Raw genomic sequence first — 13,581 nt, 5'->3', positions numbered from 1 at the left:
ACAAAAAAACCATCCGGCATAAACCGGATGGCTCTTGGTTGGGGATGAGAGAATCGAACTCCCACAAGTAGAGTCAGAGTCTACCGCACTACCACTATGCAAATCCCCAATATTCGATTGCGTTTCGCAGTATGAGCCGCTCAACGTGTGCTATTATACGCGGAAAAGTGATACTTGTCAAGCGTGATTTTGAAAAAATTGCAAACTTTTTTAAAATGCGCGCACCAGCGGAGAAGTTTCTGCTTTACCATAAACTGGCATATTCTGCACCGGTCTCTTCATATACTAAAATGTACAAACCTTCAAGATACACAAAGAAGAGGAGGACGGCCTATGCTGGAACGAACCCATGCCCAGAACACCCAAACTTTGCTTTCGAGCCGCATCCCGCGGGATACCGAGCACGAACGTTATCACCCAGAACTGGAAGAAGAGCTGAAGGAATGTCTGTTCTGCCTGCGGCGCAATGAGATGATGTTTGATCTGGAGGTGGATACAGACCTGATCGAGCAGCGCATTTACGAGCGGCAGGCGCTTTTGTGCCGCTACCGGTACTTACTGGCCAGGGCGCGGGAGCTGGGGCTGCACACCGTCCTGACGAAGTATCAGCCTGCTGGACAGGTTTGAACAGGTTGGCAGCATAAAAATCTTGACAGAAAGCCCCTTGCGTGTTATCATAAGCAAAGATAAATGCGTACTGGGCTTTGTCCGGCGCGATGAAATTTTGAGAGTTAGAGAGGTTTTCTATTATGGAACGTATTAAGACCATTGCTACTCGTGACCTGACCAAGAGCGTTAAGACCGGCGGCTGCGGCGAGTGCCAGACTTCCTGCCAGTCCGCTTGCAAGACCTCCTGCGGCGTGGCTAACCAGCAGTGCGAGAACAGCAACAAGTAATTTTTGCAACCCCCTGCCGCCTTTGCCGGGCGGCATTTTTTTGTATAATTGGAATGGAGAGTAAAATGGTACACCAGTATCAATTGAACGGCTATAACATCGTGCTGGACACCTGCAGCGGCTCGGTGCATGTGGTGGACGATGTTGCATACGATATCATTGCCATGTACCCGGAGCATACTGCTGACGAGATCGTTTCGGCTATGATGGCAAAGTATGGAGACCGCGAGGATGTCACGGAGGAAGATCTGCGTCAGTGCATCGATGATGTGACCAGCCTGAAGGAAGCAGGCAAGCTGTGGACCCCGGATACCTATGAGAATATGGCTTTCGACTTTAAAAACCGCAACACCGTGGTCAAGGCCTTGTGCCTGCATGTTGCACACACCTGCAACCTGAACTGCTCCTACTGCTTTGCTTCGCAGGGCCGCTATCAGGGCGACCGTGCGCTGATGAGCTTTGAAGTGGGCAAGCGTGCCATGGACTTCCTGATCGAAAACTCCGGCACCCGCCGCAACCTTGAGGTGGACTTCTTTGGCGGCGAACCGCTGATGAATTTTGACATGGTCAAAAAGCTGGTGGCCTACTGCCGTGAGCAGGAGAAGATCCACAACAAGAACTTCCGCTTTACCATGACCACCAACGGTATGCTGATCGATGACGATGTGATCGATTTCTGCAACAAGGAGTGCCACAACGTCGTTCTGAGTCTGGATGGCCGCAAAGAGGTCAACGACCGCTTCCGCAAGGACTATGCAGGCCATGGCAGCTACGATACCATCGTGCCCAAGTTCCAGGAGTTCGTGAAGAAGCGCGGCGACAAGAACTACTACATGCGCGGCACCTACACCCACTACAACACCGACTTCACCAACGATATCTTCCACATGGCCGACCTCGGCTTTACTGAGCTGAGCATGGAGCCTGTGGTGTCTAAGCCTGGCGACCCCAGTGCCCTGACCGAGGAAGATCTGCCCATCCTGAAGGAACAGTACGAGATCCTTGCCAAGGAAATGATCAAGCGCAACCGCGAGGGCCGCGGCTTTACCTTCTACCACTACATGATCGACCTCACCGGCGGCCCCTGCATCTACAAGCGCATTTCCGGCTGTGGCTCCGGCACGGAGTACATGGCTGTTACTCCTTGGGGTGATCTGTACCCCTGCCACCAGTTTGTGGGCGACCCCAAGTACCTGATGGGCGATATCTGGAAGGGCGTTACGAACACTGCCGTGCGCGATGAGTTCAAGCACTGCAACGCCTATGCCCGCAAGGAGTGCCAGAACTGCTGGGCAAAGCTGTACTGCTCCGGCGGCTGTGCAGCAAACTCCTACCACGCTACCGGCAACATTACCGGTGTGTATGAGTACGGCTGCGAGCTGTTCAAAAAGCGAATGGAATGCGCTATCATGATCAAGGTCGCTGAGAATCAGGAACTTGCCGCCAAGGGCATCGAGGTGCCTATTGAGCTTGGTTCTACCTGTAACGCCTGTGCTGATGGCGAAGCCTGCGAATGAGCACGACCACGCCTATTGTGGATTTTGTGCGCCGTTACGCACAGTCCGGCACCTCGCGGCTGCATATGCCCGGCCACAAGGGCCAGAGCCTTTTGGGCTTTGAGCCGTGGGACATTACCGAAATAAAGGGTGCGGATGAACTGTATGGGGCTGACGGCATCATTGCCCAGAGCGAAGCCAACGCTACCCGGCTGTTTGGCACAGCACATACTTACTATAGTACAGAAGGCTCGTCCCAGTGCATCCGTGCAATGCTGTGCCTTGCACTGCAGGCTGCGCCCGCAGCCGGACAGCGCCCGGTCCTGCTGGCAGCGCGCAACGCTCACAAAGCGCTGTTGTATGCGGCGGCGCTGCTGGATTTTGATATCCAGTGGCTCTGGCCTGCGCCGCAGGATGCCGGTGCACTTTGCAGCTGCCCGGTGTCAGCTGCAAAGCTGACAGGTGCTCTGCAGGGGTTGGCACAGCAGGGCAAAAGGCCCTTTGGCGTCTATATCACCAGTCCGGATTATCTGGGCGGCGTGCAGGATATTGCAGCGCTGGCCGAAGTGTGCAAGGATTTTGGCGTTCCGCTTCTGGTGGATAATGCCCACGGTGCATACCTGCGTTTTCTGCCGCAGGGCGGTCAGCATCCTATTGCGCTGGGCGCGGCCATGTGCTGCGACTCCGGCCATAAAACGCTGCCCGTTGTCACTGGCGGTGCATACCTGCATCTGGGCAAAAATGCCCCCATTCAGGACGAAGCCGCTGTGCGCAATGCACTGGCATTGTTTGGTTCCACCAGTCCGTCTTACCTGATCTTGCAGTCGCTGGACAAATGCAATCAGGTTCTGTCGGAGGGTTATCCGCTGCGGCTTTTGCAGTGCTGCGGATATTTGACCCGCCTGCGCCGGGAGCTGAACGAAGCCGCTGCGGCAAAACACTGCCCGGGGCCGCTGGCACTAGAAAGCGAGCCTCTCAAGGTCACGCTGGATGCTGCTACACTGGGCATGACCGGCACAGAGCTTGCAGAAGCGCTGCGCTGCGCAAAGGTCGAGTGCGAATATGCCGACCCGCGCTATGTTGTGCTGATGTTCACCCCGGCAAATCCGCCGCAGGACTTTGAACGGCTGACTTCTGCCGTTCTCCACATTGTGGAAAACCTTACAGGACCGTTCCCGCTCCCGGAAAAAAACGATCGTGAGCTTTTGGAGCTGGAACACGAATTGCACACCTGCTGCAGCATCCGGCAGGCCGTGTTTGCCCCGCAGGAGCAGGTGCCCACAGAGCAGGCGGTGGGGCGTATCTGCGCTATGCCGACGGTTTCCTGCCCGCCTGCGATCCCCATTGTGGTCAGCGGCGAGAAGATCACATCGGCTGCCGTCCGGCTGATGCAGAAATACCATGTAATGCAGACGGCTGTCCTGCGCAAAACGATCTGATTGTTTCAAAAGGCCCAAAGGCATCGTGCGTTTTGCACGGTGCCTTTTTTGCGCGCATATCCTGCAAAGCATGTGCATACCTTTCCAGTAGAGACGGACAGGGAAAGGAGCACACTGCATGGAACTGAAGATCTTTCGGGATACGCTGCCGCAGGCAGGCACGAGCTGCACCGTCAAGGCAGAACTTCCGCTGGAAACCGAGATCCTGATTTCAGATTATCTTCCGCCGGTGTTCAAGCTGGTCAAATGCTTTGCAAAACCGGTGGTGCTGCAAAAGCAGCTGCAGCCCGGGCGGCTTACATTGGAAGGCTATCTGCGCTGCACTGTGTTTTATCAGGGCGAGGACGGGGCCGGGCTTTGCCAGACTGAGCAGAAGCTGCCGTTTACAAAGCAGCTGGAGGTGCCGGAATTCTCCTTCACCAGCTGGATGGCTATGGTAGAAGGGCAGACCGAATACCTCAACTGCCGGGCAGTAAACCCGCACCGCATCGAGGTGCGCGGAGCCTATGGTCTTGTGGTTACTATCCATACACAGGATAAACAGGAACTGATCACGGCGCTGGCCGATGGCGGCATTGAACAGAAATTGCAGACGCTGAACGGCGTGCGCAGCACCGCGGTGCTGGAAAAGCTGGTTACTGTGGAAGGGGAGCTTGTGTTTGCAAAGCCGCCCGCAGCCATTCTGGATATTACCGGCAGCGCCGCCGTGCGGGAGGTAAAGCTGCTGGCGGGCAAGGCAGTGGTCAAGGGCGAGGTACGTGCCCAATGCGCCTGGCGCGCGGAAGGTGAAAGCAGCCTGCAAAGTCAGGCGGCATCCCTGCCGTTCAATCAGGTGGTGGATCTGGAAGGCGTAGCAGAGGACTGCAGATGCATGTGCGTGCTGGAGCCGGTTGGCTTTGCCCTTGCGGAGGGCGAACAGGAAGCCAGCGGCCAACTGACAGCCAGCGTGATGATGCATCTGCACGCATGGCGGCCCTGCCAGCTGCAATACGTAGCGGATGCCTTTTCTACGCAGTTTGAAACCGCCGTCACGCCGCAGGAATTGGCAGCAGAAGATCTTGCCTGTATGCTGAACGAGACAGCATCTTCCACGGCCTCCGGGCCGCTTCCAGATGCGGATGCTCAGCTGCGCGCCTGCTTTGTGTCTTATGGACCGGCGCAGGTAACACCTTACCGCGACGGCTGGGCCTTTACGGTGCGTGCCGTTGCCACAGCCTTTGCCGAGAACAGTCTTGCCGAGCTGGAAAGCTACGAAAAAACACTGGAGCTTGTCTTTCCGCTTGCAGTAGAAGCCCCGCCGGGTGCACAGTTCAGCCCGGAATGCTGGCTGAGCACCGAGAACATCCAGTGCAGCTGCACTGGCGGCACATTGGAAGTGACGGTCACCGCCCGTGCCGAAGGAGCCATCCTCTGCCGGAGCACACATTCGGGCATCGGCAGCATTGAGCTGGGCGAACCGCTGACGACTCCGGACCCGGAGATCGCACTGCGCATCTACTATGCACAGGCAGGGGAGGAGTTGTTCGGCATTGCCAGACGGTTCCATGTGTCACCGGCACAGATCCTGACGGCAAATGGGCTGGAAGCCGGTACGCAGGTCCTGCCGCAGGCGATGCATTTTCTGGTGCCGGGTGCATAAATCAACGAAGAACGCTGCCTTTTCAGGCGGCGTTTTCCTTTTGTGCCGAAAAGAAAGTGAAAAAGCCCTTTCTTCTCTGTGTGCGTGAGAGTATAATAAAAAGCGGTGTTTGAAATAGGAAAGGAGTAAAAAACAAAGATGAATTCCAAAAGTAAGCTCCTTGCCCCGGAGCTTGTCAATGCAGAAAGGCCGGTTTGGGCTTTCAGCAAAAAGATTTTCTGTGAGGGCATGCGGGATGGCGTTCCCATTGCGCTGGGCTATTTTGCTGTTTCCTTCTCGCTGGGCATTGCGGCCCGCCGGGCAGGTTTTACCCCGTTTCAGGGCTTTCTGGTCAGCCTACTGAACAACGCTTCGGCAGGCGAATACGCTGCATTTGCCATCATCATGGCCAATGCGACCTATCTGGAAGTGGCCATCATCACACTGATCGCCAATGCGCGCTATCTGCTCATGAGCTGCGCACTGGCCCAGCGCTTTGCGCCGGGCACACCTTTCTGGCACAGGCTGCTCATCGGTTATGATGTGACAGACGAGCTTTTTGGCATCACCATTGCACGGCCCGGCAGCCTGAACCCATATTATACCTACGGTGCCATTCTGCTGGCGGCACCGGCTTGGGCCATCGGTACAGCGTTGGGCATCATTGCGGGCAATCTGCTGCCGCTGCGGGCTGTCAGTGCGCTGAGCGTTGCCCTTTACGGCATGTTCCTTGCCATCATCATTCCTCCGGCGCGTAAGAGCAGGGTGGTAGCTGCACTTGTTGCCATCAGCTTTGCACTGAGCTTTGTGTGCAATTACCTGCCGGGTATCTCCGCTCTTTCGGAGGGCACGCGCACCATTTTGCTCACAGTGCTCATTTCCAGCGCTGCAGCAGTTCTTTTTCCGGTAAATCCAGAAGAGCAGGAGGCAGAGCATGACGCATAATCATTACATTTACATTGCAGTGATGGCGCTGGTATCCTATGCCATCCGCATCCTTCCGCTCACACTGATCCGCAAGCCCATCAAAAATCGCTTCATTCAGTCGTTTCTGTATTATGTGCCCTATGTGACGCTGGCGGTCATGACCTTCCCGGCCATTGTCAACGCGACCCAGAGCCCGGCTGCCGGTGCCATGGCGCTGGTGGTAGGCATTGCAGCTGCTTGGTTCGGCGCAAGCCTGTTTCAGGTATCTGTGGCCTGCTGTGCCGTCGTGTTCGTGCTGGAACTGTTCCTTTAAAATTTTTGTGCCCGGCAGGCTGTCATGCTGCTGGGCACTTTTTCATTGCCCTACAGGAGGAAATTATCATGAAAAAAATTCTTATCACCGGTGCAGGCGGCTTTGTCGGCTCCCGCATTTTGCAGCAGTGGCAGGGAAAGTACGAGCTTTGCGCCCTTCCAAAAGGCTTTTTCTGTACAGCCGATGAAGCTCTCACCCGTGCACAGGTGGAAGCTTTGCATCCGGATGTGATCCTGCACACCGCCGCTCTTTCCGATACCAGTTACTGTGCGCAGCATCCGGCAGAAGCTTACCGTGCCAATGTGGAGCTGCCAGTCTGGCTGGCACGGGCTGCGCAGCAGACGAAGGCAAAGCTGGTGGCATTCAGCTCGGATCAGGTCTATGCTGGTGTGCAGCAGCAGGGGCCGCTGCCGGAAACACTGGCCCTGCATCCCGCAAACATTTACGGCCAATACAAGCTGGAAGCAGAGCAGCGTGTGCTGGAGCTCTGCCCGGACTCGGTCCATCTGCGTGCCAGTTGGATGTATGACCTGCCCGGCTATGGGCTGCCCATCCGGGGCAATCTTCCGCTGAATCTTCTGCGTGCCGCGCTGAAGGGAAAGGCTCTGCGCTTCTCCCGGAACGACCACCGCGGCGTGACCTATGTGCGGCAGGTGATCGAAAATCTGGAGCCCGCCATGGCGCTGCCAGGCGGAGTATACAATTTTGGCAGCGGCAATGCCGAAAACATGGTATGCACAGCCCGGCAGTTTGCCGAAACGCTGGGAATCGCTGTGCAGATCGAGGAAGAAAGCTGGGGTCGGAACCTTGTGATGGACACCACAAAACTGGAACGCTTCGGCATCCGGTTCGACACCACTCATCAGGGCATCCAGCGCTGTTTAAAAGATTACGGGCTGAGAACGCTGTAAAATTTCCATATCGCACAAAAATCAAATAAAACAAAACAAAAAAGCAGGAGTTCTGCGCGAAATTCTTCCGACCAAAGCGGAAAAAACGCACAAAGCGCCCTGCTTTTTGTGTTTCTCAGCGGGAAACAGCCGTTCACGAAAAAGTCATACTTAATTTACAAGGATACGCAGTTTTGCTATAATAAATCCGCTTTTTTGGTAAAGCAGTCGAAAAGAATGATTTTTGTCAAGATTTGAGGAGAGTGGAACATTTGAAGGAAGTCAAGCTCGAAGAGTCGGCGTATCAGTTCGACGCAAAAATGTCCCTGAAACAGGCGATCCCGCTGGGTCTGCAGCATGTCTGCGCCATGTTTGTGGGCAACCTGACCCCGCTGCTGATCATCACCAGTGCCTGCGGCATTGCGGGTGGTGAGTTCGCAGATCTGCAGGTCACGCTGCTGCAGAGTGCCATGTTCGTGGCCGGTGTGGTCACACTGGTGCAGCTGTTCACCATCGGCCCCGTGGGCGGCAGTGTGCCCATCATCATGGGCACCAGTTCCGGTTTTATCGGCGTGTTCAACAGTGTTGTCGGCAGCATGGGCGGCGGTGTGCTGGCCTATGGTGCCATTATGGGTGCATCCATCATCGGCGGCATCTTTGAAAGCGTGCTGGGCTTCTTCCTCAAGCCTCTGCGCAAGTTTTTCCCGCCGGTCGTCACCGGTACGGTTGTACTTTCCATCGGTCTTTCGCTGATCTCGGTGGGCATCAATTCCTTTGGCGGCGGCAACAGCGCAAAAGACTTTGGCTCCATGGAAAATCTTCTGCTTGCCCTGTTCGTATTGGTGGTCATTCTGATCTTCAAGCACTGGACCACGGGCTTCCTCAGCTCTTCCGCGATCCTGATCGGCATTCTGGCCGGTTACGTTGCGGCCTTTGTCATGGGTCTGGTGCTGCCCACCACCGGTGTCACTGCCGATGGTGTAGAGTTTACCAAGGCATGGGTGCTCAACTGGAATAAGGTGGCACAGGCCTCTTGGTTTGCCATTCCCAAGCTGATGCCGGTCAAGATCGTGTTTGATATGCGCGCTATTATGCCGGTGATGATCATGTTCGTTGTTACCGCTGTTGAGACCGTGGGTGATATCTCCGGTGTCATGGAGGGCGGCATGAATCGTGAACCCACCGATAAAGAGCTGTCCGGCGGTGTGATCTGTGACGGTCTGGGCTCCTCCTTTGCGGCTCTGTTCGGTGTACTGCCCAACACTTCCTTCAGCCAGAACGTGGGTCTGGTGGCCATGACCAAAGTGGTCAACCGCATGGCTCTGGCCTCCGGTGCCATCTTCCTGATCCTGTGCGGCCTGATCCCCAAGCTCGGCGCACTGATCTCCATTATGCCGCAGGCCGTTCTGGGCGGTGCTGCCGTTATGATGTTCTCTTCCATCGTGGTCAGCGGCATCCAGCTCATCACCAAGGAAAAGATGACCCCGCGTCAGCTTACCATCGTCTCGGTGGCTCTGGGTGTTGGCTACGGCATGGGTGCCAACAGCGGCATTCTGGCACAGGCTCCGCACGCTTTACAGCTGATCTGCGGCGAGTCCGGCATCGTTCCGGCTGCGTTCGTGGCGATCCTGCTGAATGTGCTGCTGCCGAAGGATGACAAGGCAGTATAAAGCTCAAAGCTTTTGCCGGGCCAGCGCTTCCAATTGCGCCAGTGCTTCGGGCGTGTCGGCGTCGGCCAATTCATTCCGATCCGCAATGTAAACGGTGTGAACATGCGCGGGATATTTCCGAAGCAGAACACTTCCGCCCATGCCCTGCGGCAAGGTGAGCAGTTCCTGAAAAAGTCCTTTTTCAAACAGAACGGGACTTCCAGTAAGGGGAGACGGGTCGTTACGGACCCGGAATCCCAGACGGAAGATCTCCCGTTCTGTTTCTTTTTGCCGTTCCAGCCGAGTTCTTTGATCCCATCCGGAGATGCCTGCCATGGCTTCCACTGTCTCGCGGCACAAAAGCGGTTGGTCTCCCGGCAGGAACATGCAGCCAAAAAGCTCCGGAACCTGTTCCAGCAGCGCGGAAAGTCCCAGCCTCACCGTATCGTTTCGACCGGGCAGATCGTGCAGCAGCACCGGAACATTGCGGGAGCGGCAAAGCTGCGCAACTTCGTCCGAACGTGTCACCACGATGCGGGCCGAAAGCTTTGGAGTATCGGTCGCCGCAAATGCGCGGCATAGCATCGGTTCCCCGCAGAACGGCGCAAGGAGTTTGTTGGAGCCGAAGCGCTGGCTCAGACCGGATGCCATGATGACACAGCCCACCGGAAGAAGTTCTTTCATATAGTACCACTCTTTCTGAAACGAATTCACAATAGTATTATATCGAAATCTGTGTTAAAATAAAAGAACAGAGAAAAAAAGAGAGAGGAACCTGCATCTATGATGACGATCCGAGAATATAAGCAGGCCGAAAGTCTGGAAGAAGCGTGGCAGCTGAACCAGAAAAAGGCCAACCGTGTGCTGGGCGGCATGATCTGGCTCAAAATGGAGAACATCAATGTCGGTACAGCCATCGACCTGTCCGGTCTGGGACTGGACACCATAGAGGAGACCGAGGGCAGCTTTTCCATTGGTGCCATGGTTACACTGCGCCAGCTGGAAGAGCACGCCGGTCTTGCTGCGTATACCCATGGCGCGGTAAAGGAAGCGCTGCGGCATATCGTGGGCGTGCAGCTGCGCAATCTGGCAACTGTGGGTGGCAGCATCTACAGCCGGTTCGGCTTTTCCGATGTGCTCACGCTGTTTATGGCCATGGACTGTTCGGTAGAGCTGTACAAGGGCGGCATCGTGTCTCTGCGGGAGTACGCCGAGCGTCCCTATGACCGGGACATCCTTGTGCGGCTGATCGTTAAAAAGGAAGAAGCAGAATTTTTCTATCAGTCCGTGCGCAACAGCCAGACTGATATCCCGGTGCTTACCTGCGCTGCCGCCCGTCTGGAAAACGGCAGCTATCGCATTGCGATCGGTGCGCGGCCGCTCAAGGCTGTGCTGTTTGAGCTGCCGGCAAAGGCGGGTGTTTCTGCGCAGGAACTGGCGCAGAACTTTGCCGATGAAGTAAAGCAAAAAATTGTCACTGGCTCCAATATGCGCGGCAATGCCGAGTACCGCCGCCATCTGGCAGGCGTTCTGACAAAGCGTGCTGTTCTGGAACTGGAAGCACGCACGGCACAGGAGGAAAATTAAATGCAGATCACTCTTACATTGAACGGCATCAAGGTCACAGAGGATGTGGCTGCAGATATGCTGCTGATCGATTTTGTACGTGCCCACGGCTGCAAGAGCGTCAAGCGCGGCTGTGAGACCTCCAACTGCGGTCTGTGCACGGTGTTTCTGGACGAGAAACCGGTGCTGTCCTGCTCGGTACTGGCAGCGCGTGCCAGCGGCCACAGCATTACCACACTGGAAGGCCTGCAGGAAGAAGCCGCGGAGTTCGGCGGCTTTATCGCGGATCAGGGTGCAGAGCAGTGTGGCTTCTGCAACCCGGGCTTTATCATGAACGCGCTGGCCCTCTTCCGCGAGAATCCGTACCCCAGTGAGGAAGAAGTGAAGGAATATCTCTCCGGCAACCTCTGCCGCTGCTCTGGCTATGAGGGCCAGCTGCGCGGCATCATGAACTTTCTGGCATGGAAAAAGCAGAAGGAGGCCGCAGAATGAGTACCATCAACAAGCCTTTCCGTAAAAAGGATGCCATGCAGCTGGTCACCGGCCAGCCCGTCTATATGGACGATGTGATCCCGCAGGACTGCCTGATCGTAAAGCTGCTGCGCTCTCCGCACGCAAATGCCATCGTCAAAACTATCAATACGGCTGTAGCAAAAAAGGTGCCCGGCATCGAGGCAATCTTTACATGGGAGGATGTGCCGCAGGATGCGCCGCGCTACACGCAGGCTGGCCAGACCTATCCGGAAGCCAGTCCGCGTGACCGCCTGCTCATTGACCGCCATGTGCGCTTTGTGGGCGATGTGGTGGCCATTGTGGCCGGTAAAGACGAAAAGTGCGTGGATAAGGCTCTCAAGCTCATCAAGGTGGAATATGAGGTTTTGGAAGCAGTGCTGGACTATCACACTGCCAAGGACAACCCAATTCTGGTGCATCCGGAGGACAACTGGGCCAGTCTGTGCCCGGTGGGAGCCGACAACAAACGCAACCTCTGCGCCCATGATGAATGCGGAGCCGGTGACATCGACGCAGTGCTTGCGGCCAGCGATGTAGTCATTGACCACATTTACCACACCAAGGCCTGCCAGCAGGCCATGATGGAGACCTTCCGCACCTACTGCTCCATTGATACCTATGGGCGGCTGAATGTGCTCAGCTCCACGCAGATCGTGTTCCATGCACGGCGCAATATTGCGAACGCACTGCATATTCCCAAATCCATGGTGCGCGTGGCAAAGCCCCGCATCGGCGGCGGATTTGGTGCCAAGCAGACGGCGGTCAGTGAGGTATATCCGGCTTTTGTGACTTGGAAGACCAAAAAGCCCTCCAAGATCATTTTCAGTCGTGTGGAAAGCCAGATCGCATCCTCGCCACGTCACGAAATGGAGATCCATGTGCGGCTGGGTGCCACGAAGGACGGCGTTGTGAAGGGCATTGATCTGTACACCCTTTCCAATACCGGTGCTTACGGTGAGCATGGCCCTACGACCGTGGGCCTTTCCGGTCACAAGTCCATCCCGCTGTACGGCAAGGCAGAAGCCTTCCGTTTTATCAGTGATGTGGTGTATACGAACCACATGTCTGCCGGTGCTTACCGCGGTTACGGCGCAACGCAGGGACTGTTTGCCGTAGAATCTGCTGTCAATGAACTGGCTCATAAGCTGAATATGGACCCCTTTGAGCTGCGGCTGAAAAACACCGTACAGGAGGGCGATGTGATGCCCGCCTACTATGGGGCTGTCAACACCAGCTGCGCGCTGGACCGCTGCCTTGTCAAGGTGCGGGATATGATCGACTGGGAGCACAAATACCCTGCCCGTGATATGGGCAACAGCAAGGTGCGCGCTGTCGGTATGGGCATGGCGATGCAGGGCTCCGGCATTTCCGGCATGGATGTGGGCAGTGCCACCCTGAAACTGAATGACGACGGCTTCTACACCCTGATGATCGGTGCGGCCGACATGGGCACCGGCTGTGACACTACACTGGCGCAGATCGCCGCCGAAGTGCTGGACTGCCCGCTGGACAATATCACGGTCTTCGGAGCTGATACGGATACCTCGCCCTATGACTCCGGCTCCTATGCGTCCAGTACCACTTACGTTACCGGAAAGGCCACCGAAAAGTGTGCCATGAAGCTGCGCGGCCAGATCTGCAAGCTGGGCGCAGAGCTGCTGGAATGCACCGAGGACGAGGTGGAATTTGATGGAAAAGATGTTTTCAAGAGCAAAGATCCCACACAGAAAAAGTCTCTGAGCGAGATCGCGTATGCTTCTCAGTTCGGCCACATGGTTCCGCTGGAAGCCACCGAAACGCATACTTCGCCTTTGTCGCCGCCGCCGTTCATGGTTGGTGCTGCTGAGGTGGAAGTGGATACTGAGACCGGCGAGGTAAAGCTGCTGGAGTTTGATGCCTGTGTGGACTGCGGCACGCCCATCAACCCGAACCTGACCCGTGTGCAGGCTGAGGGCGGTCTGCTGCAGGGCATCGGCATGACTCTGACCGAAAACATCACCTACGATAAAAATGGCTACCCGGAAGAGAACTCTCTGTTCCAGTACAAAATTCCGGCCCGCACCGATGTGGGCAAGATCAAGGTTGAATTCGAGAGCAGCTATGAACCCAACGGACCCTTTGGCGCAAAGTCCATCGGCGAGGTCGTCATCAATACACCGCTGCCTGCCATTTCCGATGCGATCTACAATGCCATTGGCACCCGGTTCTATGAGCTGCCCATCACACCGGAAAAAATCGCCATGGCAGTTGCAGAAAAGCAGAAATGATCGACGA

General features: G+C 56.0%; 13 protein-coding genes and 1 tRNA gene. 12 read left to right on the top strand and 2 right to left on the bottom strand.

The window, feature by feature from the left end; genetic code table 11:
* Nucleotides 1-35: 35 nt before the first annotated feature.
* A tRNA-Gln gene (locus QZL71_RS01590) sits at nucleotides 36-109 on the bottom strand.
* Between the two features lie 224 nt (nucleotides 110-333).
* Between QZL71_RS01590 and QZL71_RS01585 the strand changes: the two genes are divergently transcribed.
* From QZL71_RS01585 to QZL71_RS01545, 9 genes are all read left to right on the top strand, one after another.
* Nucleotides 334-627 (top strand): hypothetical protein, encoded by a 294-nt coding sequence (locus QZL71_RS01585; RefSeq protein WP_005942150.1) that lies wholly within the window; start codon nucleotides 334-336, stop codon nucleotides 625-627.
* Between the two features lie 122 nt (nucleotides 628-749).
* A complete protein-coding gene (gene scfA / locus QZL71_RS01580) occupies nucleotides 750-896 on the top strand; it encodes a six-cysteine ranthipeptide SCIFF (RefSeq protein ID WP_005926683.1) in 147 nt (48 codons plus the stop codon).
* Between the two features lie 65 nt (nucleotides 897-961).
* Nucleotides 962-2,413, top strand: coding sequence for a thioether cross-link-forming SCIFF peptide maturase (gene scfB / locus QZL71_RS01575; protein WP_173015222.1), 1,452 nt, complete (start codon nucleotides 962-964; stop codon nucleotides 2,411-2,413).
* Complete coding sequence (locus tag QZL71_RS01570; protein ID WP_294647458.1) at nucleotides 2,410-3,831, top strand: Orn/Lys/Arg family decarboxylase; 1,422 nt, start codon at nucleotides 2,410-2,412, stop codon at nucleotides 3,829-3,831. The genes scfB and QZL71_RS01570 overlap by 4 nt, the downstream gene beginning before the upstream one ends.
* Before the next feature lie 118 nt (nucleotides 3,832-3,949).
* Nucleotides 3,950-5,470: a DUF3794 and LysM peptidoglycan-binding domain-containing protein gene (locus QZL71_RS01565; RefSeq protein WP_005942145.1), complete on the top strand. Its 1,521-nt coding sequence runs from the start codon at nucleotides 3,950-3,952 to the stop codon at nucleotides 5,468-5,470.
* Between the two features lie 138 nt (nucleotides 5,471-5,608).
* Complete coding sequence (locus QZL71_RS01560) at nucleotides 5,609-6,394, top strand: AzlC family ABC transporter permease (RefSeq protein WP_005942142.1); 786 nt, start codon at nucleotides 5,609-5,611, stop codon at nucleotides 6,392-6,394.
* Complete coding sequence (locus QZL71_RS01555) at nucleotides 6,384-6,689, top strand: AzlD domain-containing protein (protein WP_005942135.1); 306 nt, start codon at nucleotides 6,384-6,386, stop codon at nucleotides 6,687-6,689. The genes QZL71_RS01560 and QZL71_RS01555 overlap by 11 nt, the downstream gene beginning before the upstream one ends.
* A gap of 68 nt (nucleotides 6,690-6,757) precedes the next feature.
* Nucleotides 6,758-7,600, top strand: a complete 843-nt coding sequence (locus tag QZL71_RS01550) for an SDR family oxidoreductase (protein ID WP_294647457.1) — start codon at nucleotides 6,758-6,760, stop codon at nucleotides 7,598-7,600.
* Nucleotides 7,601-7,899: 299 nt separating this feature from the next.
* Nucleotides 7,900-9,249, top strand: a complete 1,350-nt coding sequence (locus QZL71_RS01545) for a uracil-xanthine permease family protein (RefSeq protein ID WP_044953729.1) — start codon at nucleotides 7,900-7,902, stop codon at nucleotides 9,247-9,249.
* Between the two features lie 3 nt (nucleotides 9,250-9,252).
* Here QZL71_RS01545 and QZL71_RS01540 read toward each other — a convergent pair whose 3' ends face one another.
* Nucleotides 9,253-9,912 (bottom strand): nucleotidyltransferase family protein, encoded by a 660-nt coding sequence (locus QZL71_RS01540; protein ID WP_005942125.1) that lies wholly within the window; start codon nucleotides 9,910-9,912, stop codon nucleotides 9,253-9,255.
* 99 nt (nucleotides 9,913-10,011) lie between these two features.
* On the opposite strand from QZL71_RS01540, the gene QZL71_RS01535 reads away from it, so the two are divergent.
* From QZL71_RS01535 to QZL71_RS01525, 3 genes are read left to right on the top strand one after another with little or no spacing between them, the layout of a single operon-like run.
* A complete protein-coding gene (locus tag QZL71_RS01535) occupies nucleotides 10,012-10,815 on the top strand; it encodes an FAD binding domain-containing protein (RefSeq protein WP_005942124.1) in 804 nt (267 codons plus the stop codon).
* Nucleotides 10,816-11,286 (top strand): (2Fe-2S)-binding protein, encoded by a 471-nt coding sequence (locus QZL71_RS01530; RefSeq protein ID WP_005942122.1) that lies wholly within the window; start codon nucleotides 10,816-10,818, stop codon nucleotides 11,284-11,286.
* A complete protein-coding gene (locus QZL71_RS01525) occupies nucleotides 11,283-13,574 on the top strand; it encodes a xanthine dehydrogenase family protein molybdopterin-binding subunit (protein ID WP_223387689.1) in 2,292 nt (763 codons plus the stop codon). Before QZL71_RS01530 ends, QZL71_RS01525 begins: the two co-directional genes overlap by 4 nt.
* Nucleotides 13,575-13,581 lie beyond the last annotated feature (7 nt).

Source organism: uncultured Faecalibacterium sp. (assembly GCF_900066275.1).
Taxonomy (GTDB): Bacteria; Bacillota; Clostridia; order Oscillospirales; family Ruminococcaceae; genus Faecalibacterium; species Faecalibacterium taiwanense.
This window is presented reverse-complemented; position numbering and strand designations above follow the sequence as displayed.

Bases quoted from the DNA above. Each gene is read 5' to 3' on its own strand.
- scfA (WP_005926683.1), top strand. From the start codon at position 750: ATGGAACGTATTAAGACCATTGCTACTCGTGACCTGACCAAGAGCGTT.
- QZL71_RS01555 (WP_005942135.1), top strand. From the start codon at position 6,384: ATGACGCATAATCATTACATTTACATTGCAGTGATGGCGCTGGTATCC.
- QZL71_RS01530 (WP_005942122.1), top strand. From the start codon at position 10,816: ATGCAGATCACTCTTACATTGAACGGCATCAAGGTCACAGAGGATGTG.
- QZL71_RS01525 (WP_223387689.1), top strand. From the start codon at position 11,283: ATGAGTACCATCAACAAGCCTTTCCGTAAAAAGGATGCCATGCAGCTG.
- QZL71_RS01535 (WP_005942124.1), top strand. From the start codon at position 10,012: ATGATGACGATCCGAGAATATAAGCAGGCCGAAAGTCTGGAAGAAGCG.
- QZL71_RS01570 (WP_294647458.1), top strand. From the start codon at position 2,410: ATGAGCACGACCACGCCTATTGTGGATTTTGTGCGCCGTTACGCACAG.
- QZL71_RS01550 (WP_294647457.1), top strand. From the start codon at position 6,758: ATGAAAAAAATTCTTATCACCGGTGCAGGCGGCTTTGTCGGCTCCCGC.
- scfB (WP_173015222.1), top strand. From the start codon at position 962: ATGGTACACCAGTATCAATTGAACGGCTATAACATCGTGCTGGACACC.
- QZL71_RS01585 (WP_005942150.1), top strand. From the start codon at position 334: ATGCTGGAACGAACCCATGCCCAGAACACCCAAACTTTGCTTTCGAGC.
- QZL71_RS01560 (WP_005942142.1), top strand. From the start codon at position 5,609: ATGAATTCCAAAAGTAAGCTCCTTGCCCCGGAGCTTGTCAATGCAGAA.
- QZL71_RS01540 (WP_005942125.1), bottom strand. From the start codon at position 9,912: ATGAAAGAACTTCTTCCGGTGGGCTGTGTCATCATGGCATCCGGTCTG.
- QZL71_RS01565 (WP_005942145.1), top strand. From the start codon at position 3,950: ATGGAACTGAAGATCTTTCGGGATACGCTGCCGCAGGCAGGCACGAGC.
- QZL71_RS01545 (WP_044953729.1), top strand. From the start codon at position 7,900: ATGTCCCTGAAACAGGCGATCCCGCTGGGTCTGCAGCATGTCTGCGCC.